Origin of the sequence: Selenomonas ruminantium subsp. ruminantium ATCC 12561 (assembly GCF_000424065.1) — a bacterium.
Taxonomy (GTDB): Bacteria; Bacillota; Negativicutes; order Selenomonadales; family Selenomonadaceae; genus Selenomonas_A; species Selenomonas_A ruminantium.
This window is the reverse complement of record NZ_AUJE01000001.1, coordinates 36597-58895: the sequence shown is the minus strand read 5'-3', so window position 1 is coordinate 58895 and position 22299 is coordinate 36597. Positions and strand designations below refer to the sequence as shown.

General features: G+C 51.2%; 22 protein-coding genes, 1 other RNA gene and 1 riboswitch. Of the genes, 8 read left to right on the top strand and 15 right to left on the bottom strand.

The window, feature by feature from the left end; translation table 11 throughout:
• Nucleotides 1-61: 61 nt before the first annotated feature.
• The 3 genes from thiC to G598_RS0100285 all read right to left on the bottom strand — a co-directional run bounded on the left by thiC (nucleotide 62) and on the right by G598_RS0100285 (nucleotide 4489).
• Nucleotides 62-1375 (bottom strand): phosphomethylpyrimidine synthase ThiC, encoded by a 1314-nt coding sequence (gene thiC, locus G598_RS0100295; RefSeq protein WP_026765242.1) that lies wholly within the window; start codon nucleotides 1373-1375, stop codon nucleotides 62-64.
• A 223-nt stretch (nucleotides 1376-1598) separates the two neighbouring features.
• Nucleotides 1599-3047: a [FeFe] hydrogenase H-cluster radical SAM maturase HydG gene (hydG, locus tag G598_RS0100290; protein WP_026765241.1), complete on the bottom strand. Its 1449-nt coding sequence runs from the start codon at nucleotides 3045-3047 to the stop codon at nucleotides 1599-1601.
• Nucleotides 3048-3142: 95 nt separating this feature from the next.
• Nucleotides 3143-4489 (bottom strand): MATE family efflux transporter, encoded by a 1347-nt coding sequence (locus G598_RS0100285; protein WP_026765240.1) that lies wholly within the window; start codon nucleotides 4487-4489, stop codon nucleotides 3143-3145.
• A gap of 181 nt (nucleotides 4490-4670) precedes the next feature.
• On the opposite strand from G598_RS0100285, the gene proC reads away from it, so the two are divergent.
• Entirely contained in the window at nucleotides 4671-5453 is a 783-nt protein-coding gene (gene proC, locus G598_RS0100280) for a pyrroline-5-carboxylate reductase (protein ID WP_026765239.1), read from the top strand.
• 143 nt (nucleotides 5454-5596) lie between these two features.
• Here proC and G598_RS19610 read toward each other — a convergent pair whose 3' ends face one another.
• From G598_RS19610 to G598_RS0100265, 5 genes are all read right to left on the bottom strand, one after another.
• Nucleotides 5597-5758, bottom strand: a complete 162-nt coding sequence (locus G598_RS19610; RefSeq protein ID WP_211221434.1) for a hypothetical protein — start codon at nucleotides 5756-5758, stop codon at nucleotides 5597-5599.
• 32 nt (nucleotides 5759-5790) lie between these two features.
• Nucleotides 5791-5928: a hypothetical protein gene (locus G598_RS19995; protein ID WP_157833232.1), complete on the bottom strand. Its 138-nt coding sequence runs from the start codon at nucleotides 5926-5928 to the stop codon at nucleotides 5791-5793.
• Nucleotides 5929-6090: 162 nt separating this feature from the next.
• Entirely contained in the window at nucleotides 6091-7089 is a 999-nt protein-coding gene (nirJ2, locus tag G598_RS0100275; RefSeq protein ID WP_026765238.1) for a putative heme d1 biosynthesis radical SAM protein NirJ2, read from the bottom strand.
• A gap of 12 nt (nucleotides 7090-7101) precedes the next feature.
• The gene (gene nirJ1, locus G598_RS0100270) at nucleotides 7102-8283 is read right to left on the bottom strand and encodes a putative heme d1 biosynthesis radical SAM protein NirJ1 (protein WP_026765237.1); all 1182 of its coding nucleotides are present in this window, start codon (nucleotides 8281-8283) and stop codon (nucleotides 7102-7104) included.
• 30 nt (nucleotides 8284-8313) lie between these two features.
• A complete protein-coding gene (locus G598_RS0100265) occupies nucleotides 8314-8922 on the bottom strand; it encodes a TetR/AcrR family transcriptional regulator (RefSeq protein WP_026765236.1) in 609 nt (202 codons plus the stop codon).
• A gap of 272 nt (nucleotides 8923-9194) precedes the next feature.
• Between G598_RS0100265 and dcuC the strand changes: the two genes are divergently transcribed.
• The gene (gene dcuC / locus G598_RS0100260; protein WP_026765235.1) at nucleotides 9195-10580 is read left to right on the top strand and encodes a C4-dicarboxylate transporter DcuC; all 1386 of its coding nucleotides are present in this window, start codon (nucleotides 9195-9197) and stop codon (nucleotides 10578-10580) included.
• Between the two features lie 60 nt (nucleotides 10581-10640).
• Here dcuC and G598_RS16545 read toward each other — a convergent pair whose 3' ends face one another.
• Complete coding sequence (locus G598_RS16545) at nucleotides 10641-12401, bottom strand: diguanylate cyclase domain-containing protein (protein ID WP_051179715.1); 1761 nt, start codon at nucleotides 12399-12401, stop codon at nucleotides 10641-10643.
• A gap of 189 nt (nucleotides 12402-12590) precedes the next feature.
• Nucleotides 12591-12694: riboswitch (TPP riboswitch) on the top strand.
• Nucleotides 12695-12764: 70 nt separating this feature from the next.
• On the opposite strand from G598_RS16545, the gene thiM reads away from it, so the two are divergent.
• The 3 genes from thiM to thiD are packed head-to-tail and all read left to right on the top strand — an operon-like array spanning nucleotide 12765 to nucleotide 15014.
• Complete coding sequence (gene thiM, locus G598_RS0100250) at nucleotides 12765-13583, top strand: hydroxyethylthiazole kinase (protein ID WP_026765234.1); 819 nt, start codon at nucleotides 12765-12767, stop codon at nucleotides 13581-13583.
• A complete protein-coding gene (thiE, locus tag G598_RS0100245; RefSeq protein ID WP_026765233.1) occupies nucleotides 13570-14214 on the top strand; it encodes a thiamine phosphate synthase in 645 nt (214 codons plus the stop codon). Before thiM ends, thiE begins: the two co-directional genes overlap by 14 nt.
• A 2-nt stretch (nucleotides 14215-14216) precedes the next feature.
• Nucleotides 14217-15014, top strand: a complete 798-nt coding sequence (gene thiD, locus G598_RS0100240; RefSeq protein ID WP_026765232.1) for a bifunctional hydroxymethylpyrimidine kinase/phosphomethylpyrimidine kinase — start codon at nucleotides 14217-14219, stop codon at nucleotides 15012-15014.
• Here thiD and G598_RS0100235 read toward each other — a convergent pair.
• Nucleotides 15007-15879, bottom strand: a complete 873-nt coding sequence (locus G598_RS0100235; RefSeq protein WP_026765231.1) for an NAD(P)/FAD-dependent oxidoreductase — start codon at nucleotides 15877-15879, stop codon at nucleotides 15007-15009. The two genes, thiD and G598_RS0100235, sit on opposite strands and share 8 nt — an antisense overlap.
• 93 nt (nucleotides 15880-15972) lie before the next feature.
• Entirely contained in the window at nucleotides 15973-16287 is a 315-nt protein-coding gene (locus tag G598_RS0100230; protein ID WP_026765230.1) for a hypothetical protein, read from the bottom strand.
• A 168-nt stretch (nucleotides 16288-16455) separates the two neighbouring features.
• On the opposite strand from G598_RS0100230, the gene ssrS reads away from it, so the two are divergent.
• Nucleotides 16456-16628, top strand: a non-coding RNA gene (gene ssrS / locus G598_RS18850) — 6S RNA.
• A 59-nt stretch (nucleotides 16629-16687) separates the two neighbouring features.
• Here ssrS and G598_RS0100225 read toward each other — a convergent pair.
• Nucleotides 16688-16951 carry a DUF896 domain-containing protein gene (locus G598_RS0100225; RefSeq protein WP_026765229.1) on the bottom strand — a complete coding sequence of 88 codons (264 nt, stop codon included), beginning with the start codon at nucleotides 16949-16951 and terminating at the stop codon, nucleotides 16688-16690.
• A gap of 165 nt (nucleotides 16952-17116) precedes the next feature.
• Between G598_RS0100225 and G598_RS0100215 the strand changes: the two genes are divergently transcribed.
• Both G598_RS0100215 and ald read left to right on the top strand, forming a co-directional pair.
• Nucleotides 17117-17299: a hypothetical protein gene (locus G598_RS0100215; protein ID WP_026765227.1), complete on the top strand. Its 183-nt coding sequence runs from the start codon at nucleotides 17117-17119 to the stop codon at nucleotides 17297-17299.
• Nucleotides 17300-17482: 183 nt separating this feature from the next.
• Nucleotides 17483-18607 carry an alanine dehydrogenase gene (gene ald / locus G598_RS0100205; RefSeq protein ID WP_026765226.1) on the top strand — a complete coding sequence of 375 codons (1125 nt, stop codon included), beginning with the start codon at nucleotides 17483-17485 and terminating at the stop codon, nucleotides 18605-18607.
• 87 nt (nucleotides 18608-18694) lie between these two features.
• Here the strand turns inward: ald and G598_RS0100200 are convergent, their stop codons facing one another.
• Genes G598_RS0100200 through G598_RS0100190 form a run of 3 tightly spaced genes read right to left on the bottom strand, consistent with a single transcriptional unit; the run spans nucleotide 18695 to nucleotide 22120 of the window.
• Nucleotides 18695-20620, bottom strand: a complete 1926-nt coding sequence (locus tag G598_RS0100200) for a TRAP transporter permease (protein ID WP_026765225.1) — start codon at nucleotides 20618-20620, stop codon at nucleotides 18695-18697.
• Nucleotides 20613-21092, bottom strand: coding sequence for a DUF1850 domain-containing protein (locus tag G598_RS0100195; RefSeq protein ID WP_026765224.1), 480 nt, complete (start codon nucleotides 21090-21092; stop codon nucleotides 20613-20615). Before G598_RS0100195 ends, G598_RS0100200 begins: the two co-directional genes overlap by 8 nt.
• Before the next feature lie 59 nt (nucleotides 21093-21151).
• Entirely contained in the window at nucleotides 21152-22120 is a 969-nt protein-coding gene (locus tag G598_RS0100190) for a TAXI family TRAP transporter solute-binding subunit (RefSeq protein ID WP_026765223.1), read from the bottom strand.
• Nucleotides 22121-22299: the final 179 nt, after the last annotated feature.

The window sequence follows — 22299 nt, the reverse complement described above, 5'->3', positions numbered from 1 at the left end:
AAAAATCCTGCCGTCATTACAGTTTTTCGCAATTGTAACTTACTATATTGAAAAGTACACATCACAGTATATCAATATACTCATGGTTTAGCGCTTTGTTCATACTGCGGACAGCACAGAACTTGCCACACATGCTGCAGGTTTCGCTATGCCCCTCCTCCGGCAGACGACTCTGACGAATGTGTTGTGCGGTTTCCACATCCAACGCACAGGCAAACTGCGCCTCCCAATCCAGTCTCCGGCGGGCAGCTGCCATTTTGTCATCCTGTTCTCTGGCCCCCGGCAAGCCTTTGGCAATATCGGCAGCATGGGCGGCAATTTTGCTGGCGATAATCCCCTGCCGCACATCCTCAAGATTGGGCAGTGCCAAGTGTTCTGCTGGCGTCACATAACAAAGGAAGGCCGCGCCATGCATAGCGGCCACCGCCCCGCCAATGGCTGCGGTAATATGGTCATAGCCCGGTGCAATATCGGTAACCAACGGCCCTAGCACATAGAACGGCGCACCATGACAAAGTGTCTTTTGGATTTCCATATTCGCAGCAATCTGATGGAGCGGCACATGCCCCGGACCTTCTACCATCACCTGCACATTGCGCTTCCAAGCCCGCTCCACAAGTTCTCCGAGACGAGAGAGTTCATCAATCTGACAGTTATCCGTGGCATCAGCCAGACATCCGGGACGACAGGCATCACCTAATGATATCGTCACATCATATTCTGCGCAAATATCCAATATCGCATCGAAATATTCATAGAAGGGATTTTCCTCCCCGGTCATACTCATCCAGGCAAAAACCAGACTTCCTCCACGGCTGACGATATTCATCTTGCGCGACTGATTCCGAATCTGCCGCACCGTGTCCCGCGTAATGCCGCAATGCAAGGTCACAAAGTCTACACCATCCTCGGCATGCAGACGAATGACATCAAGAAAATCCTGCGCCGTAAGTTCTGCCAAATCCCGCTGATAGTGTATGACACTATCGTAGATGGGCACTGTACCAATCATCGCGGGACATTCGACCACCAATTTTTTTCGGAAGGGCTGGGTGTTACCATGACTGGATAAATCCATAATGGATTCGGCGCCCAAATCCACGGCACTCATGACCTTCTGCATTTCCAAATCATAGTCCTTACAATCCCTGGATACCCCCAGATTCACATTGATTTTGGTTCGCAGCATACTGCCTACGCCCTCAGGGTCTAACGCCTTATGCCGCTTATTGGCACAAATAACCACCTGTCCCATTGCTAATAGCTGACGCAGTTTTTCGGATGCCATCTTTTCCTTACGGGCGACAATTTCCATCTCCTGCGTAATAATCCCCTTGCGGGCTGCATCCATCTGTGTTGTGTAAGTCTTGCTCATTTTCTTCCCTCCTGCAAAATAAAAACCAGGAAGAACTTTGAATAAAGTCCTTCCCGGTCTATAAAATCTTCCCTACGTTGGCATTATCCAAATCAGGTGCGGTCGAAGTGCCCAACTTCCTCTCAGCCCGTCTGCGAGCTCCCGTTCTATTTATTTGTTTTGTCCCACGAGGGAAATCCAATGTCCATTCTAGCAGGTTTGCCCAGCAAATACAAGCACTTCCTCAGAAGCGGAAATCCCGCTTATCCGAATGTTTGATGGCTTCGATATGCTCGGCGGCAATCTGACGCACTTTTTCCTTAGGGATTTTCTTGAGTTCTTCTTCTACAAGCTTATACCCCAGTTCTCTGGTTTCCTCGCTGGCATAGTCCGTCAAATACTCCGTTAAGGTCATCAAGGCATTGGGATGGCAGCAGTTGACAATCTGCCCGCTCTTGCACAAACTCATAAAGCGGTCCCCCGTACGCCCTTCCCGATAGCAGGCCGTGCAGAAGGAAGGAATATGTCCCGTTTCCATCAGCCACTTGATTACTTCATCAAGAGTGCGCTGGTCGGACACATTGAACTGTTCCGTATCCGTGGGCCGTTCCTTTTCCGTGTAGCCGCCCACACTGGTACGGCTGGCCCCGCTGACCTGGCTGATACCCACCTGCAGCATGCGCTCGCGCACCTGCTCAGATTCGCGGGTGGAGATAATCATGCCGGTATACGGTACGGCCAAACGAATGCAGGCAGCGATTTTCGTGAAGATTTCATCGCTGATGGAGTTGTCAAAGGCTTCCGGGTCGATATCATCGGCCTTTTTCACACGCGGTACGGAAATGGTATGCGGGCCGACGCCATGCACAGCCTCAAGATGCTCTGCGTGCATGAGCAGACCGGCAAACTCATACTTATAACCTTCCAGACCAAAGAGCACGCCCAGGCCCACATCATCTATGCCGCCTTCCATCGCCCTGTCCATGGCCTCGGTATGGTAAGCATAATCGTGCTTCGGCCCCGTGGGATGGAGTCGCTCGTAGCTTTCCTTATGGTAGGTTTCCTGAAAAAGAATATAGGTGCCAATGCCTGCCTCTTTGAGCTTGCGGTAGTTTTCCACCGTGGTAGCCGCGATATTCACATTCACGCGACGGATAGCACCGTTTTTATGCTTAATGCTGTAAATCGTATGAATACATTCCAAAATATATTCCAACGGATTATTGAAGGGGTCTTCGCCGGCTTCAATGGCCAGACGTTTATGTCCCATATCCTGCAACGCCATAACCTCGGCCCGCACTTCCTCCTGTGTGAGTTTCTTGCGGGGAATATGTTTGTTTTGTCCATGATAAGGACAGTAGACACAGCCATTTACACAGTAATTGGATAAATACAGCGGCGCAAACAGCACAATGCGGTTGCCGTAAAACGCCTGCTTGATTTCCTCGGCAATCGTGTACATGCGGGCAACCCGTTCCGGGTCTTCACAGGCCAGCAGTACCGAGGCCTCCCGATGGCTCAGCCCCTTGCAGGTATAGCCCGTCCCCGTCTTGACCGGGCGGGCTTTTTCCAATATTTCATCAATCAGGGCAAAATTATCCTTGTTCGCTTCCGCATAGTCCAATGTCTCGCGGATTTCTGCATCATTGATAAATTCTTCGGCACGCAAAGAATGGGGATTGTATTCTATCATAATGGTCATCTTCCTTTCGCTTACAAAAGCTCTCTAACCATTAGTATAGCACAATCCCCATATTCATGATAATTAATTTTCGTGTTTTATCCTGTTTACACCCGAATCAGCTTAATATGCCCCCGGCAATAACGATAAAGAATTCCGATAAAAATCCCCGTAATCAGCCAGCTCACGGGATAGCAGGCCATCAGCGTGCCATAGTCGGGACTGGCAGGGAAAAGCGTATAAAGCCAGGTAATACGCACCCCGCAGATGCCCACAAGTGCCAGCAGTGCCGGCGGCAGGGAAAAGCCATAGCCACGCAGAGCACCGGACAACACATCGATAAAGACCTGCAAAAACTGCGGCGCCACAATGTACCAAAAGCGGATAATGCCCAGCTCCACTACCGTTTCATCGGCATTGAACAAGGACAGGAATTCCCGCGCAAAGCCAATCACGATAACGCCCATCGCCACGGTAAAGGCAATATCCAGCCCCATGCCCACTTTGGTAATCTGGAAACAGCGTGGAAGATTGCCCGCACCATAGTTCTGACTCACAAAAGTGGTCGTAGCCTGCGCAAAGGCGTTGAGCACGCAGTAAACATTGACCTCAATGGCAAACGCGGCCGCCGAAGCCGCCATGGCATCCGGCCCCAGGCTGTTTACCGCTGCCTGAATCAAAATGTTCGAGAACGAAAAGACCATGCCCTGAATGCCCGCAGGCAGGCCAATGGCGACAATATCCCGCAGCAGATGGCCGTCCAGCGCAAAGCCGTCAAAATGCAGGCGCAAAATATCCTGCGAATGCGTCAGGAACCAGAACAGAATAAAGGCGCTGACGCCGGTAGCCACAACCGTAGCGAGCGCCACGCCCATAACGCCCCAGCCCCAAAGGACAAAGAGCAGATCCAGCGCGATATTGACCACACTGGCCACAGCCAAAGCCAAAAGCGGCGTGCGCGTATCCCCGCGGGCGCGCAGGATAGCCGCTTCAAAGTTATACATGCCGATAAAGGGCAGGCCCAAAAGATACACCCGCAGATACGTTTCCGCCATCTCCTCAACTTCGGCCGGCACCTCCAGCCAGTTGATAATCGGCGCAGCCATCAGCTCACCAAATGCAAGCAGAGCAAAGCCTGTTGCCACCGCCAGGGCAAAGGACGTCTGCACCGCTGTGCCCACTCTTTCCGGCTTCTTCGCCCCGATAAAGCGGGCAATCACCACATTCGAGCCTAAGGACAATCCCATAAACAGATTGACCAAGATGCCGATAACGGAGATATTATTCCCCACGGCCGCCATGGCATTCTTGCCCACAAACTGCCCCAGAACGGCCACATCCGCCGCATTGAAGAGCTGCTGCAAAACGCCGGTAAGCGCCAACGGAATCGCAAAAATAATCAGCTTATCCCAAAAAGAGCCATGAAGCATATCCATGTCCCTTGTGTTTAACATTCTATTCACCTCAATATACTTACGCCAAAGTCAAAATGCTATCTTATTATAACGCACCGCCAAAAATAAACAACACCTGCCAGAAATTTTTTCTGCAATCGCGTTGTCTGTTCTGATTTTATGTTACAATAGGGGCAGTGATTTACGTCAAAACTTCAATATATATTGCAGGAGGTACATGATGGAAAAACTCGGATTTATCGGCATGGGAAATATGGCACAGGCACTCGCCGCAGGTTTTATTAACGCAGGCGCCATCGCCAAGGATAACGTCTATGCCTTTGCCCCCAACCAGGAAAAACTGGCCAAAAACGCCGCCGCTATCGGCTTTACCGCAGTAAAGACCGTACAGGAACTGGCAGATACCTGTGATACATTGGTAATGGCCTGCAAACCCTACCAGATTGAAAGCGTCCTGGCAAAGCTTGGCGATAAATTAAAGGGCAAAGCCCTAATCTCCATCGCCGCCGGCTGGGACTTTGCCCGCTATGAAAAGGCCCTGCCCGCAGGTGTCCGCCTGCAATTCATCATGCCCAACACCCCGGCTATGGTCGGTGAAGGGGTACTGCTCTTTGAGGAGCGCAATACCCTTACGCCAGAGGAACACGCAGAAGTCAAGAAACTATTTGCCGCCGTGGGTTTGGTACAGGAACTGCCCAGTCACCTCATGGGCATCGGCGGCACCGTCACCGGCTGCGGCCCGGCCTTTGTAGACCTCTTTATCGAGGCCTATGGGGATGCGGCAGTAAAATACGGCTTAAAACGCGAAGATGCCTATAAGCTGATTTCCCAAATGGTGCTCGGCTCGGCCAAACTCCAGCTCGCAACTGGCACCCATCCCGGCGTGCTCAAAGATAATGTTTGCAGTCCGGCGGGGACTACCATCCGCGGGGTTACGGCACTCGAAGAATACGGATTGCGCAATGCGTGCATTAAGTCCGTTGATGCGATTATGAATACGTAACCGCGCCTAGTGCATTATTAAAGGATACAAATCATCAGGGAAGGCGGCGGAGCGGCCGGGAACTGGCCACGACTACGCTAAGACCGCTGGCTAAAAATCATTTTTGCCTCTTATAAAACGCATAGCATCTAAACTCACTGCGTTCAAACAGTAGATGCTATGCGTTTTTTCTTGTGGTGGGCAAAAATGATTTTCTTTACGCCAGCGGCCATACGCTTCGCTGTGGCCAGTTCCCGGCCGCTCCGCCTTAGTGCCTGCTGCTCTGCTGATTTTGGGTTCACCCCCTCAACATTGCAATCCTGCAACCTACTGACATTTTCTTCATTTGTCCACACATTTATAAATAGGCACGCTCCACCACGCCGATGTCAACCAGCGCGAGGGCACCGATGCGTAAGTAACTCAGGGCGGGGCCGTCAGCATTGCCGCAGTGGAGCGTTCGCCCCTTGGCGTTAAGAAATATTTTTTTGCCCATACCACTAAAAATAACGGGAAACGTCTTTGTTTGAACGCAGTGAGTTTAGACGTTTCCCGTTATATAAAAGGCAAAAAAATATTTTAGCAAAGGGGCTAAGCGGAATCGTGGCAATGCTGACGGCCCCGCCCGACTACCACGAACCCACGGTGGTAATCCTTCTTATTCGCCTCTGCGTCCATGATAGAGACACCAAGGCTCCTCCGCCATATAGTCCCCGCCATGGTAATAAGCCGCTCTGGCCCGGCACCCGCCGCAGACACCTTTGTAATTGCAGCTGCCGCACCCACCGCTATACTCCAGCGTACGCAGTTTCTTCAGCACTTCGCTGTTATTCCAGATTTCATCAAAGGGCGTATCATGCACATCGCCCAATTCCATATTGAGGTAAGCACAGGGCTGTACCTTACCCCGCGGGCTGATGATGCAATAGCTAATGCCTGCCAGACAGCCACGATGGAATCGCGTCTTGATGCCCAACTGGTCAGCAATGCGCAAGAACTGTGGCGCACAGGTCGGCTTTAATTCAATATCCACTTCCTGCTGTTTCTTCATAATGCGGGTCAGCACATCTTCATACTGCTCCGCCCGCAGGGATTCTTCCTCAATCGTCGCGGCTCTGCCGGTCGGCACCAGGAAGAAGAAATGGTGGGCTTTGGCACCGATTTCCACGGCAAAATCCGTCATCGCTTCCAATTCCTGCTGATTCCAATCCATCACCGTCGTATGAATCTGGAAGGGCAGCCCCACTTCGCGGCAGTTCTTCATGCCCTGTACCGCGCCATCCCAGCCACCGGGGAAGGCGCGGAATTTGTCGTGCTTTTCCTTGTCCAGCGAATCCAGCGAAATGCCCATGCCGCGAGCTCCAGCCTCTTTCAAGGCTTTGGCCATTTCGAGCGTAATCAGCGTGCCGTTGGTGCCGAACACCGGGAAAAGCCCCAAATCAGAAGCATATTTCACAAGCTCCACAATATCCGGACGGGTCAATGGTTCGCCGCCGGAAAAAATCATGATTTTGAAACCGGCCTTGGCAATTTCCCGCAGGAGCTTTTTCGCCTCCTTCGTGGAGAGTTCATCTTCTGCCTTGCAGCCTGCATCACGGTAGCAATGGGCGCAGTACATATTGCAATTGTTGGTCGTATTCCAGGATACAATTTTCATTTTGCGCCCTCCTCACTTGATGCCGATTTCTTCATCGGTCAGATAGCAGGATGGGTCAGATTCCCAGAAGTCCCCCGTCACCGCTTCAGCACGCGTACGGAAGTTGCCGTTGCAGTTGTCGAGGAACTTGCATTTGGCGCAGCGGCCTTTGAGCAGAGGCTTTCTATCCTTTAAGCCGGCCAGAATCGGACTTGCCGAAACATCCGTCCAAATATCGCCGAACTTTCTCTCCCGCACATTACCAAATGTATGATGCTGGGTGAACTGGTCCGGGTGCACATATCCTAGCGGGTCAACCTCGCCAAAGGCAATGCCGGAGCGGTTGCCGCCGTTCATGGAAATGTACTTCTTAATCTGCTCTGCCGTTTCATCACGGCCTTCAGCCAACGCCTTCAAATACATATAAACACCATCACAGTGATTATCCACCGTGAGGATTTCCTTTTCGAGGCCCCGTTCCTCAAAATCGCGGGTACGGCGGATAATCGTGTCCATCGCCTTGCGGGACTGTTCTGGCGTTACGTCCTGATTGACCATCTTTTCCCCACGGCCGGAATACACGAGATGGTAGAAGCATACGCGATTGATGCCCTTTTCCTCGATAAAATCAAAGATATTGTCGAGTTCCTCAATATTATGGTGATTGATGGTAAAGCGCAGGCCCACACGCTGGCCTACAGCCACGCAGTTTTCAATGCCCTGCATGGCCTTTTCATAAGCGCCTTCCACGCCACGGAACTTATCGTTGACGTCTTTGAGGCCGTCCAAAGAGATGCCCACATAGCCCACGCCGATATCCTTGATGCGTTGGGCAACTTCCCGCGTAATCAGGGTGCCATTCGTGGAAAGGGTCGGCCGTACGCCCTTTTTCTGCGCGTATTCCGCCAGCTCAAAGAAGTCCGGACGAATCAACGGCTCCCCGCCGGAGAACAACAGCACCGGCACATGAAAATCAGCCAAATCGTCGATAAACTTTTTGGCTTCTTCCGTTGTCAACTCGTCTTTGTATTTCTGCGCATCCGACTGCATATAGCAGTGCATGCATTTGAGATTGCAGGTTTTCGTGGAGTTCCAGACCACCACCGGCCCCATGCCTTCGGCCGCCCCATTTCGCATCGTGTGGGCATTTTTCGTATAGCGCAGATTATCCCCATAATATTCCCGCGCAAATAACAGCTTCGTTACACTAATCATCTAATCCTTCTCCTAAAAACACAATACACATTATTTCGGCTGCTTCTTAATCCCATCCAAGAGCAGCCGCATCTTCATCGCCACGTTTTCCTGAAAGGAAATCGAGAGTTTGCTGAACGCCGTCGCCTGATAAATGGAATGAAACATCTCCGTGATGAGTTCAGCGGGCACATCATCACGCACCTCGCCAGCTTCCTGCCCTTCACGCAAAATCCGCTCATACAGCGGCTTAAAGCCCGGCGTGGGCACTTTTTTGCGTTCCTCGGCATCTTCCGGCAGCCCTGAATGGTCAGCCGCCGCTAAGAACAACGGCAGAACATAGCGATTTTCGTCCAGGAACTTCGCCGTCATCATACAAGCAACGGACAGAAGCTCACAAGCAGGCCGGCCCTCACCCCGCAATTCCTCAATCGCAGTATTCACTTCGGCAACAAAACGCCCCAAAAGATGCACCAGCAGCTCTTCCTTGGACTGAAAGTAATTGTAAAACGTTCCCGTGCCCAAATCCGCACCGTTCATAATATCCGCAATGGACGCTTCACGAAAGCCCTTTTTGCTGAATACCACTACCGCCGCATCCAATATCGCCTGCCGGGATAACATCTTCTTCCGCTCCCGGCGGCCCATTTTTTCTTCCATAACCGCATCGCCCCGTTCATATGTATTTCATTCTGTTTTCTATTATATCGAAAAAAAACGCTGCTGAAAAGAAAAAAATGAATTTGATTCATTTTTATAACGAGACGCAATCGCAAAAACGCTCCTTGCAGTCAACCGCAAGTTATTATATGATAAGTAAGTATTATCTGATATTATTTCACAATAATTTTCACTAATACAATATTGCATTAGCAATGCACAACAGCAGATAAAAGAATGTAACATTGCTAATTACGGAGGTATTATTTTTTATGTTAGGTCTTCTCATTGCCATCGTTGTGGTGGCCTGGGTTGCCCGCTTCGTACTCAAAAAGTACCCGGCGCAGCCTGTACTTTTTACCGCCGGCATCGTGATGATGGTGCTGACACTCGTCTTCGGTCTGGGTGAAATTCTCCCAGCCAAGCAGTCAACCGGTTCGCCTTGGCTGGATATCATTCAGTCCATCAGCCTGGCCTTTAGCAGCCGTGCGGCAAAACTCGGCATGATCATCATGCTGATTGGCGGTTTTTCCAAATATATGGACAGCATTGGCGCCAGCACCGCTTTGGTACGCATCGCCATCAAGCCCTTGAAAAAACTCGGCCATCCCTATGTGGTACTGGCTCTTACTTCTGTACTCGGCAACTTTCTCGCCATGTTCATCAGTTCTGCCTCCGGCTTCGGACTCTTGCTCATGGTGACCATGTATCCGGTACTGGTGCGCTTAGGCGTCAGCCGCATCGCCGCCTGCGCCGTTATCGCGACCACTTCTGCCCCCGGCTGGGGCCCGGCTGGCGCTGACAACATCTTTGCCGCGGAACTCATCGGCATGGAAATCGTGCCTTACTTCATGCAGTATCAGGTGCCGGTCGGCCTTTGCACCATTGGCGCGCTCGCCATTGCCCACTTCTTCGTGCAGAAACATCTTGACGTCAAAAATCCGGACGAAATGGCAGGTAAGGACGTATCCGCTGCCGTAACCGCAGAACAGGCAAAAGCGCAGGAAACACCCGCTGTGCCGTCCTTCTATGCGCTTTTGCCCATGCTGCCGCTGCTGTTGGTACTGTTCTTCGGGCTCAACGAACACACGGGCATCAAAATGGATATCAGCCTGGCTACGTTAATCAGTATTTTCCTGACCATGCTCATTGAATTTTTGCGCCATCGCGACGGGCTCAAAGCCTGCAAGGATATCGGCGCTTTCTGGAACGGCATGGGCCTGCAGATGGCCACGGTTGTCACCCTCGTTGTTGCCGCTGAAACATTCTCTAAGGGCCTTATCTCTCTGGGCGCCATTGATACCTTGATTACCAGCGCCCAAAACGCCGGTCTTGGCGGTATCGGCATGATGTTCGTCTTCGTCGCCATCATCATCGCCGCCACGCTGATTACCGGCAGCGGCAACGCCACGTTCTTCGCCTTTGTGCCGCTGGCCCCGAAAGTGGCCGCCCTGTCCGGCATCGCTCCGGTGCTTTTGGTACTGCCCATGAACTTCGTGTCCAACCTGGCACGTTCCCTTTCCCCAATCGCCGCCGTCATGATTGTTGTGGCTGGTGCCGCCGGCCTTTCGCCGATGGATTTGGCTAAACGCACCTTTATCCCTGTAGCTGTGGCTACTATAGTCAACATCGCGGTAACATTGATTTTATTCTTTTAAACACAAAAATAGTCAATACATCACGCACATGGTGTATTGACTATTTTTTTCATGCAAATATTATTTAGCCTGTGTTTTCTTGAACTTCTTGGCATTATACAAGGCTCTGTCACCCCGCTGAAAAACGGTCAGCGGGGTATCATCTTTTCTGGCTTCTGCTATGCCAATGCTGGAAGTAAAAATCGCTCCTCCCGGCAGAACATTCGCCTTTCTGACGGATTCACGGATGCTCTCGGCGATTTCCTGTGCTCGTTCAAATTCCGTATTGGACAGGATAATCATAAATTCATCACCGCCCCAGCGACCGGCAGCATCCTTGCGGCTTATATGTTCAAGAATAGACTGGGCCACGGCCCGTAATGCCTCATCCCCGACATCATGCCCAAAGGAATCGTTGACCTGCTTGAAATCATCCACATCCATCATCAACACACATACATTCTCCAGTTCGTTTATCTGATACTTCCAAAGGAAATGCTCCAAAGCATCTTCCAGGCCGGCATGATTCAAAAGCGGCGTCAGCGTATCGTGCAGCAGGCCGCTGCGCTCATAACTGATGCAGTTTTCGACTACGTTAATCCCCAGTTTCACGGCCTGAGCGAATCGCTTGCAGCTGCCATAACCACAGGCATGGCAGTTGATTTCACGGGATTCCGGCGTATACTTACGCAGATGAATATAGATTTCTTCCAAATCTTCATCTTCAAAGAAGCCATTTTTAATTTTTCGGTTCGTATATTCGCGCCGGAAATCCTGCCAAGCCAGTGTTTCAGCAAAATACTGTTCAATGGCGTAGATTGTCCCTTCATCCTTTTCCGTAACCTGCTCGGCTATCTTGTCCCGCTTGCGGGCATTAATCTTGTAATCCACATCATCCAGCGCTGTACAGTGGTCTGTCCCCGTACCAAAATTACAGCCGCCCCTGCAATTCAGGATCTCCACCAGTTCCGGAACAGTTTTATGCTCCTTTTGACGGTTATGGTATTCGCGCAGATACGGATAGGAAACGCGCACAGAATCCAGCTGACGAATCCACATATCCTTATTCGTCAGCCGAACCGTTTCGCTCAACCCGCCCGGCCGACTGTAAACATGGCCAATCCCGGAATTTTTTCCTGCAAATCCCACTTCAGGAAACTGGTCCAGGGCAATATTTTCCGCCAATAGTTTCTGTTTTAATTTGTCAAATGTGACATTGTAGGCTACCTGCTGGCCCGTATTGGGGTCTTCTATTTCATCCGCTTTGGCAATACAGGGCGACAAAAAAGCAATCTTCCCCTCTAAATGCTCAACCTGCCGCAAATAAATGGCCAGACAGATTAACGGGCTTTGAATCGGCGCCAACGACGGCAGAAGCTCCGGCAGATAACGTTCACAGTAATTCACAATAGATGGACAGGGCTGAGCAATCATGGAGTCCAAATGCAAGGCTTTTTTCGCCTGCAAATATGCCCAGGTCGCAATATCTGCCCCCAACGACACATCATAAATATTGCCTACGCCTAAGGATTTCAGCCAGCCAAACAGGCGAAAAAGCTGCGGAAAATTTACCTGAGCTGCAGGTGCTGCCACCAGATGAATCGTTTCCCCTGCCGCCAAGTCCTCGAAAAAACGCTCCGTATCATCCCGATAGTCTCTGGCGCCATGGTCGCAGGCCTTAATACACGCGCCGCAGGAAATGCAGTACCGTTCACCTACCGCTACCTTACGTTCCCGGTCATACGCCCGATAAACCTGATTGGCTGCATCTACGGGGCAGACTGCAATACATTTGTTGCAGGCCTTGCACTTCTCCTCAATCGTAAAAATTTTCCCCGACAAAAATATCCCTCCACAAACGACAAAGGGGCAACGACCTGAATGGCGTTTCCCCTTGTCATACGCTTCTCTATGCCCCGATTATAGCACCGAAAGGCAATATTATCAAGACAAGCAAAACAGAAGATATTTACTTTATTAATAACCACATTTATTTGACAAAACTATCCTTGACCGCTAAACTAAAGATATAATCACATACACGGGAGCTCGCAGACGGGCTGAGAGGAAGTTATGCACTTCGACCGCACCTGATTTGGATAATGCCAACGTAGGGAAGTAGGAATAACGTTTTTTCGGGACTATCCAAAAATTGGATAGTCCTTTTCGTTTGCCCTTTTCCCTCCAACTGAAGGAGGAATCAACTTGTTTAACACATGGGAAAACATCCGCAAGACTGCGCCGCTGATTCACCACATCACCAACTATGTGACGGTAAATGATGTGGCCAATATCACGCTGGCCTGTGGGGCCAGCCCCGTCATGGCCGATGATGCAGCCGAAGCGGCGGAAATCACGCAGCTTGCCACAGGGCTCTGCCTGAATATCGGTACGCTCAACGAGCGCACCATCCCGGCCATGCTGAGCGCCGCCCGCAAAGCAAAGGAATTAAACCATCCGGTTGTGCTCGACCCGGTAGGGGCTGGCGCCACCACGCTGCGGACGCAAACCGCGCTGGATATTTTACAGACCGGCAGCATAACCTGCGTGCGGGGCAATATCTCGGAAATCAAGACCCTGATTCATGGCACAGGCAATACTAAGGGCGTAGATGCCGCCGCCGTGGACAGCATCACCGAGGAAAACCTCGCAAATTCCTGCGAATTTGCCAAGCAGGCCGCCCAGCAGTTAAACACCATTGTGGCCATTACCGGCGCCATTGATTTGGTTGCCGACACGAAAAACTGCTATATCATCCGCAACGGCCATCCGGAAATGAGCCGTATCACGGGCACCGGCTGTCAATGCTCCGCCCTTGTTGCCGCCTGCATTGCCGCAAGTCCCGCAAAGCCTTTGGAAGCCTCCGCTGCCGCCGTAATGGCTATGGGGTTGGCCGGCGAGATTGCCCATAAGCACCTTCTTCCCCATGAAGGCAATGCCACCTACCGCAACCGCATAATCGACACCATCTGTCACCTGACGGCTGCAGAACTAAATAAGGGGGTAAAATATGAAATCCGCTAATATTACCGCTGCCGCTTTACAGCTCTACGCCGTCACCGACAGCCGCTGGCTCAATGGCGCATCCCTTGCCGCAGCGGTAGAAAAAGCCCTGGCCGGCGGCGTGACCTGTGTACAGCTGCGGGAAAAGCACCTGTCCTTTGACGAATTTCTGCGTACCGCCAAGGAAATAAAGACCCTCTGCCAAAACTACCATGTTCCCTTTATCGTGGACGATAATCTGGACATTGCGCTGGCCTGTGATGCAGACGGCCTTCATATCGGCCAGCACGATATGAAGGCCGCTAAAGCACGCGAACTTTTAGGGCCGGATAAAATTCTGGGCGTATCCGCGCAGACTATCGAGCAGGCTGTTACCGCCTGCAGGGACGGCGCCGATTATTTAGGCGTAGGCGCCGTCTTTCCCACCGGCACGAAGACCGATGCCGTCGAAGTCCCCCTGAATACACTGAAAGCCATCACGGCTGCCGTGGATATCCCCGTGGTGGCCATCGGCGGCATTGGCGCAGATAATATCGCCCAGCTTTCCGACACGGGCATTGCCGGCGCCGCCGTGGTATCGGCCATCTTTGCCCAAGAGGACATAAAAAAAGCCGCCGCAAACCTGCGACAGCTTATTGCAAAGGAGCTTTGATTATGGAAAAAAAATGCGAACTCAAAACCGTTCTGACCATTGCGGGCAGCGACTCCAGCGGCGGAGCAGGCATTCAGGCTGACCTCAAGACCATGCTTGCAAGCGGCGTCTACGGCATGAGCGCCATCACCGCCCTGACTGCGCAAAATACCACAGGCGTAATCGCCGTAGCTAGAACGGCCCCTGATTTTCTTGCCGCACAATTGGACAGCGTCTTTACCGATATTTTCCCGGATGCCATCAAGACCGGCATGGTCTTTGACAGCGAACTGATTGAGGTTATCACCGCTAAACTCACCCAGTATCACGCAAAAAACATCGTGGTCGACCCCGTAATGGTGGCCACCAGCGGAGCAAGGCTGCTGAATGAAGACGCCATCTCAGCATTGAAAGAACAACTCCTGCCGCTGGCCACAGTCATTACCCCCAATCTCATGGAAGCCGAGGTTTTGGCCGATATGGAAATCAAGAGCCACGAAGATATGATACTAGCCGCCCAAAAACTTTACGAAACTTACGGCTGCAATGTGCTCTGCAAAGGCGGCCACCGTTTGCAGGATGCCGACGACCTGCTCTATACCATAGACGGCCCCCTGTGGCTGAAAGGCGAACATATCGACAATCCCAACACCCACGGCACCGGCTGTACCCTGTCCTCTGCCATTGCCAGCAATCTGGCAAAAGGGGAAGAATTAACAACGGCCGTAAAGAACGCCAAGACCTATATCACAGGCGCTCTGCAGGCCGGCCTCAATCTGGGGCATGGCGCAGGGCCGCTGCATCACGGCTGGGCTATTTAGTTCGCAGGTACTTTACGGCAGAAAGTCCTGCCTCAGCGCCCTGATATACCGCCTTGGCAATCTGCAAAAGCCCGCCGGTACAGTCGCCAGCTGCAAATAGCCCCGGAACATTTGTAGCACCATGGGCATCAATTTGGATATGATTCCCATCCAGCTGAGCACCAATTTTTTTGGCGATGGCGGTACTGCCTGCCGTCCCCAAAGCCATAAATACGCCGTCCAGCTTTAACTGCGTGCCATCGGCAAAGAGCACCTTCTCCACCCGTTCGCCGCCTTCTATAGCGGCGATTTTTGCCGTGCAGACGCGGATTGCCTGCGGAACTTCTGCGACAGGTTCTGTACCATTCGTCAACATAAATACCTGTGCCGCATGCGGTAATAGCGCCTGCGCTTCATGCAGGGCATAAACGCCAGCGCCGACCACAGCCACTGTCTTGCCACGGTAAAAGAACGCATCACAGGTTGCACAATAGCTTATGCCCTTGCCCGCAAATTCTTTCACACCCGGTACATTGAGTGACTGCCTGTACGCCCCCGTTGCCACAATTACGCTGTCCGCGGTCAGCATATGGTCTTTACCCGTAATCTTAAAGCCGGTAAAGGTATCATTGAACATCAAGCTTAGAAGTTCATCTTCCACAAACTCCACGCCAATCTTTTTTGCTCCGTCAATTCCCCGCGCATGCAGTTCGGCTCCCGAAATCGGCTCAGCGAGCCCATAATAGTTTTCAATCTTCTCCGCTTTCTCCAGCCCGCTAAGGGACAGCCCCTTGCTGAATACCGTCACCTCTGCCCCGCCCCGCCGGGCATAAAGCGCTGCCGACACCCCCGCCGGCCCAGAGCCGATGATTACCACTTTCCCCATAAACAACACTCCCTCGACCAAAATTTTCTGTCCTAAACATAACAAAAGACCGCCCCACCGTAAAGTGAGCCGGTCACGATTTATGCGATTTTCTTAGTAGCTGGGATGCTTTTTTACGTAATCTACCGGTCTGCTCCAATCCACATGCACCTTCGTGTTGTTCCACAGACGGGTCAGTGCCAGTTTGAAGCTTTTTACATCGGCCAGCGGGTCGATTTCTTCCGGCGTAAAGTCCATGAGGGTTTCATGAGGCACATTGATGCTGTGCGTCTCTGCCAAATATTTTTCCGTCAGGCTCTTGGCCTCTTCATTATTAATATTGACCGTTGCCGTTTTGCTCTCTCCATCATAATCTATCCAACCCAAATCGCGGCCAAAGCTTATGGCTACACTGAATTTATTTTCCATGGCAAGTTCTCCTTTTCGACATCATTATCTGCCCTTAATTATATATGATTCAGGCTCTTTTTACAAATTTTTGCCAAAATAACCAAATTAAGTAAATATTTTCAAAAGTTTGTATTTGTCAAGTCTTGCACTTGCATTTTTTTTGTGCTACTATACTTACAAAGAAGGATAAGCCTGGGGTGTGCGCGGGCTTTTGAAATGTCCAACCTACATTTTTTACAGGGAGCCTGATTTGATTTTAGTGGAAGTTCGCCTCGGCGTCTCGCGGAAGCTAAACTTAGGGCACCCACCTGCTGATCGCAGGTTTTGGGCATTTAAGGCAGCGGCAGTTTGGACCCCTTCTTTGAAAAGGGATTGCTATCCATGGGTGGCAGTCCCTTTTCACGCATTTACAGATAAATCAATGCAAGTAAGGGCGCAGATTGATGGCTACCTCATTGATATGGGTAATCTTCGGATTCTGCCCCATTTTATTTACTGGAGCATTTACCGGGGCGTCCACGATTTCGATATTGTCGAGCATCTGCCGCATCTGGCCGCGGATACCTTCCAAATAGATTTCCCGCAGGTTCTTCTGCTCCTGCTTTTCCTCATCATTCAAGCCCACAGAACGTTGTTTGCGGGACAGTTCATTTATCCGAGCAATTAATTCTTTGGTTATCATAAAAGCCTCACTTTCTCTAACAGCTTTAATACAATGCAAATATTATACCTTTCGTCTTTGCCCTTGTCAAAAAATTCCGTTCCCCATTGCCAAGCAATATTTTCATCTAGTATAATAGTACACGGTCTTATGACCAAATATAATTCCACAGGAGGTTCGGACGTTTTGGAACCCGGCATCAGCTTTTCTACGTTGGAGGAACAGATTCTCCTCCTAAAAGAAGCCACGGACGCAGTGCTCCTGGACACGATTGGTCTGGGAAAAAAAATGCAGGAAGCGTTTGAACAACATGCCGTCACTTCCCTCAGTTCGCAGATGTTGTGGACGACTCTGCAATCTAAAAACTGACGGCAAAATGGAGCAGGAAAACAACTGCTTCAGCAACCCCAAACAGCCCGCAGGCTCGAAAGTGCCTGCGGGCCGCTTTTTTGTAGAAACCAAAAACTGCTTGAAGGAAAATATGGCTTTAGTGAAGAACTACTTAGGAAAATCAATATCGATTTAGTGTTATCATGTTATGGAGGCGATATCATGCGGATTGGTGTACCTAAGGAAATTAAGAATAATGAAAATCGTGTTGGACTTACCCCTGCTGGCGCAGAAGCACTGGTAAAGGCAGGCCATACGGTTTTCGTGGAACAAGGCGGCGGTCTGGGCAGCGGCTTTACCGATGAGGATTATGTTTCCGTGGGAGCGTCTATCACAGCGGATAAAAAACAGTTATTTGCTGATGCCGAAATGATTATCAAGGTAAAGGAACCTCTGCCGGAGGAATATGACCTTTTTCATGAGGGACAGATTCTCTTTACCTACCTTCATTTAGCACCGGAACCAGAACTCACTGCGGCCCTGCTGAAACATAATGTGACGGGAATTGCCTATGAAACCGTAGTGGGCAGAGATGGCCGTTCGCTTCCGCTGCTGGCTCCCATGAGTGAAATTGCCGGACGCATGGCCGTACAAATCGGTGCACAGTTTTTGGAAAGCCGTTATGGCGGTGCAGGTGTCCTCTTGGGCGGTGTCAGCGGCGTGGCACCGGGACAGGTGGTTATCATCGGCGGCGGTGTAGTCGGCACCAATGCGGCCAAAGTTGCCGCAGGATTGGGTGCCCGTGTGACGGTGATTGACCTGTCCATTGACCGTCTGCGCTATTTAGATGATGTTTTTGGCGGCCGGGTGGCCACGGTAATGTCCAACAGTTTCAACATTGCTGAATGGGTGGCACGTGCCGACCTGCTCATTGGCGCGGTCTTAGTGCCCGGTGCCAAGACCCCGCAGCTCGTTACGGAAGATATGGTCAAGACTATGAAAAAAGGTTCCGTAATTGTGGACGTGGCCATCGACCAGGGCGGCAGCATTGCGACCTGTGACCGGGTGACTACACACGAGAATCCCACCTTTACCAAACACGGCGTAGTGCATTATTCGGTAGCCAATATTCCCGGTGCTGTCTCCCGCACTTCTACCCTGGCACTAACGAATGCCACTCTGCCCTACGCCCTGAAAATTGCCAGCAAAGGCTGGAAAGCCGCCTGCAGAGAAGATGCCGGCCTGGCAGAAGGATTGAATACCGTAGCCGGCAAGCTGGTCAATCGTCCTGTGGCCGATGCTCTGGGACTGGCATTCACGGATAAGCAGGAATTCCTGCTCCCCTAAAATCCCGTTATACAAGCCAACAAACCAATTAGAAAAACAGCATAAAAACTGGCGTATGGTGCGATACCATACGCCAGTTTTTTACTTTTAATCCGTCACCAAATGCGGACGGCGTTTCCATTGGCCAAAGATAATCAGCATAAAAATAGCCAAACCGATACCATCGGTAACGAGTCCCGGCTGAATCATCAGCATGCCAGCCACAATGAGTACCAGCCGCTCATAGCCCTTGCAGTCCACAGCCAGATAGCCAATCAGCGCGGAGCTTATCGCCACCATGCCGCAAAGTGCCGTCACCGTAGACAGGATAAGTTCGCCCATGGTACCGCTCATCATCAGGAGCACAGGCGACATGACGAAGATATAGGGAATGATAAAGGCGGCAATTGCCAGCTTGGACGCATTGACCCCGGTTTTGAGTGCGTTGCCGCCGCTGATACCTGCCCCAGCGTAAGCTGCCAGTGCCACCGGCGGGGTAACGTCCGCGATAATGCCGAAGTAGAATACGAACATATGCGCCGCCAGTACCGGCACGCCCATCTGCACTAAAGCCGGTGCCGCAATCGTGGAGGTGATGACATAGTTCGCCGTGGTCGGCACGCCCATGCCTAAGATAATCGCCGTAATCATCGTAAAGAACATGGTCGGCAAAAGCAATCCGCCCGAAAGGGTCAACAACCCTGAAGCCAATTTCAGGCCCACACCGGTTTTCGTTACCACACCGATGATGATACCGGCCGCCGCGCAGGCAACCAGTACGCCAAGCACATTGCGGGCACCTTTTTCCAAACCATTGATGACTTCGATGGGCTTCATACGGGTAGACTTTCTGAGCGCCGAACAGAGAATGGCCAGCACAATCGCTACCAAGGCTGCCCGCATGGGGGTATACCCCGATACCAGCAGATAGACGATGATAATCAGCGGCAGTGCCAGATGGCCGCGCTCTTTTAAGAGCGTGAAGAAATGCGGCAGCTGCTCGCGGGGAATCCCCTTGAGCTTGCCCCGCTTAGCTTCAAAATGCACGCCAAGCCAGACGCCGGCAAAGTATAAGAGCGCCGGAACAACAGCAGCTTTTACAATATCAATATAGGGAACACCGACAAATTCTGCCATCAGGAAAGCCGCTGCCCCCATTACCGGCGGCATGAGCTGTCCGCCAGTAGACGCTGCCGCCTCTACTGCACCGGCAAAGTTCTTGTGATAACCCAGTTTTTTCATCATAGGAATGGTCAGCGAACCTGTTCCCACCACATTTGCTACGGAACTGCCGGATACGGTTCCCATAAGGCCTGAGGACAGTACCGCAACTTTTGCGGGGCCGCCGCTAGCCCAGCCGGCAATGGAGTTTGCCAAATCAATGAAGAATTTGCCCAGCCCCGTGGACTCCAAATAGGCCCCAAAGAGAATGAACAGGAAGATAAAGGTCGAAGACACGCCCAAAGGAATACCAAAGATACCCTCGGTCGTGTAGTAAAGATGACCGACCAGCTGCCCGACCGTCAAGCCGCGATGGGCAAGAACCCCTGGCATATAGGGACCGGCAAAAGCATAGGCCAAAAATACCAGCACCACGCAGACCATCGGCAGCCCGACCACGCGGCGGGCCGCTTCAATCACGAGCAAAATGCCGATAGCACCGACGACTAAATCCGTATCCGATACCAGCCCGGCCCGCAGCACCAAATGCTGATACTCATAGATGATATACGCCGGTGCCGCCGCACCTAAAATAGCCAGCACTAAATCCAGCGGGTGAATCTTGTGCCGTGACCAGCTTTTCCGCGTCGGATAAAGCAAAAACACCAAAGTCAGGCCAAAGCCCAAATGCACGCCACGCTGCAGCTGGGCATCCAACACCCCAAAAGTTGCCGTATAGAGCTGAAATACAGAAAAACAGATGGCAATAAACGCCACGATTTTCTTCATCAGCCCTGTGTATTCCATCGTGTCCGATTCTTTATCGAACTCCTTGAGAACCGCATTAGCGGTCTTCACATCATGTTCATTCATGCATAACCAATCCTTTCCATAAAGGCATCAATTCCACTGTGACCAGCGTCCCCGGCTTATATTGCTCATAAAGAGGAAAACTACGCCCGCCAATATTTATCGTGAGTTCAGTTCCCACACCTGTACGCAAATCCAGTCGGTCAAATTTCCGATTCTGCCCCCGCAGCCAATAAAAATCCCCTTCCTGATGGAACTCCCCCTCTCTTTTATCAAAGGGAAGCCCCACACCAAAGGACTGGTATTTCGTCGCATTCAGGACAAAGCTGCGGCAGCCTTCTTTCACCGCCAAAAACTCCTCCACAGGCGTCTTTTGGACAGAGTGAATAAAGCGCAGGGAGAGCGGAAAACCAACTGCCACTTCACCGATATAAAGCCTGTCTCCGCCTGCCCGCAGCACCAGACAGGGCAGGGTAAGCACCTGCCACAGGGCTAATAACACCCCTAAAACACAAAGCAAAAATTCCTTCTGCAAAACATTCACCTTACCAAAAGGGCTGTCACACAACGTGCAACAGCCCCACAAATCCCCTCTTATTCCTTAAAGAACTTCTCTGCACCAGCATTGACCGGCAGCGGCATACCTTCCAGAGCCTTTTCCTTCAAGATAGCCTTAGCTGCAGAATGCGCAGCATGAATGCGGTCAATGTTCTTAAAGATTGCTTTAGCAATCTCATACCCCAAGCTGTCATCTACCTTGTCATTGGCAACCAGCATAGCCATAACCGATACAGCCGGAACTTCTTCATTAAAGCCTGCATAAGTACCAGCCGGAATCACCGTCTTGGTATAGAAGGGATATTTGGCAATCAAAGCATCAGCCTTGTCTGCATCTACTGGCAGCAGACGAACCTTATGCTGGGAAGCGATATCCTGTACAGCAGAGGTCGGATAACCAGCCGTGAGGAATGCAGCATCAATATTGCCGTCCTTCAATGCATTGGCGGCTTCCGCAAAGGAAAGATACTGCGGCTGAATATCATTATAAGTCACACCATAGGCTTCCAGAATCTGACGGGCATTTGCCTCTACACCAGAGCCTGCAGCACCTACGGCCACCTTCTTGCCCTTCAGCTCCGCAATCGTCTTAATGCCGGAGCTATCAAGCGTTACTGCCTGACAGGTTTCCGGATAAAGCGTGGCTATGCCCTTCAGGCCATCCACTTTCTTTTCCTTAAACATCTCCGTGCCGTTCACGGCATAATAGGTAATATCATTCTGAACAATGGCCAAGTCCACAGAACCATCCTTCAGCATATTGATATTCGCAACAGACGCCCCAGTGCTCTGCGCACTAGCGTTCATACCGGCAATGTCCTTGTTGAGCACTTCTGCCATGGCACCACCGATGGGGTAGTATGTACCTGCCGTACCACCAGTACCGATGTTCAAGAACTTCTTCTCCGCGGTATTGTCACCGCCGCCACAGCCTGTCAGCACCGCTGCCATAGCCACAACCGCCAGCCCTGCCATCAGGGCTTTTTTCCATTTTGCAAACTTCATACTTACCCCTCCTATTGTGTCATTTGACCATATAATTAAAACAATAGTTATATATCTCGTATATCATTATAGCATAGAGAGTATACACTGACAAGCCTGATTCTGCAAAAAGCAGACATTTTGTAATGTATGTGTGTATACATTGCACAATTTAACAGCAAAAGGCGTCATTTCCACTT

Excerpts from the sequence above, each read along its gene's own strand:
- thiC (WP_026765242.1), bottom strand. The coding sequence starts at position 1,375 with ATGAGCAAGACTTACACAACACAGATGGATGCAGCCCGCAAGGGGATT.
- hydG (WP_026765241.1), bottom strand. The coding sequence starts at position 3,047 with ATGATAGAATACAATCCCCATTCTTTGCGTGCCGAAGAATTTATCAAT.
- G598_RS0100285 (WP_026765240.1), bottom strand. The coding sequence starts at position 4,489 with ATGTTAAACACAAGGGACATGGATATGCTTCATGGCTCTTTTTGGGAT.
- proC (WP_026765239.1), top strand. The coding sequence starts at position 4,671 with ATGGAAAAACTCGGATTTATCGGCATGGGAAATATGGCACAGGCACTC.
- G598_RS19995 (WP_157833232.1), bottom strand. The coding sequence starts at position 5,928 with ATGGGCAAAAAAATATTTCTTAACGCCAAGGGGCGAACGCTCCACTGC.
- nirJ2 (WP_026765238.1), bottom strand. The coding sequence starts at position 7,089 with ATGAAAATTGTATCCTGGAATACGACCAACAATTGCAATATGTACTGC.
- nirJ1 (WP_026765237.1), bottom strand. The coding sequence starts at position 8,283 with ATGATTAGTGTAACGAAGCTGTTATTTGCGCGGGAATATTATGGGGAT.
- G598_RS0100265 (WP_026765236.1), bottom strand. The coding sequence starts at position 8,922 with ATGGAAGAAAAAATGGGCCGCCGGGAGCGGAAGAAGATGTTATCCCGG.
- dcuC (WP_026765235.1), top strand. The coding sequence starts at position 9,195 with ATGTTAGGTCTTCTCATTGCCATCGTTGTGGTGGCCTGGGTTGCCCGC.
- thiE (WP_026765233.1), top strand. The coding sequence starts at position 13,570 with ATGAAATCCGCTAATATTACCGCTGCCGCTTTACAGCTCTACGCCGTC.
- thiD (WP_026765232.1), top strand. The coding sequence starts at position 14,217 with ATGGAAAAAAAATGCGAACTCAAAACCGTTCTGACCATTGCGGGCAGC.
- G598_RS0100235 (WP_026765231.1), bottom strand. The coding sequence starts at position 15,879 with ATGGGGAAAGTGGTAATCATCGGCTCTGGGCCGGCGGGGGTGTCGGCA.
- G598_RS0100230 (WP_026765230.1), bottom strand. The coding sequence starts at position 16,287 with ATGGAAAATAAATTCAGTGTAGCCATAAGCTTTGGCCGCGATTTGGGT.
- G598_RS0100225 (WP_026765229.1), bottom strand. The coding sequence starts at position 16,951 with ATGATAACCAAAGAATTAATTGCTCGGATAAATGAACTGTCCCGCAAA.
- ald (WP_026765226.1), top strand. The coding sequence starts at position 17,483 with ATGCGGATTGGTGTACCTAAGGAAATTAAGAATAATGAAAATCGTGTT.
- G598_RS0100200 (WP_026765225.1), bottom strand. The coding sequence starts at position 20,620 with ATGAATGAACATGATGTGAAGACCGCTAATGCGGTTCTCAAGGAGTTC.
- G598_RS0100190 (WP_026765223.1), bottom strand. The coding sequence starts at position 22,120 with ATGAAGTTTGCAAAATGGAAAAAAGCCCTGATGGCAGGGCTGGCGGTT.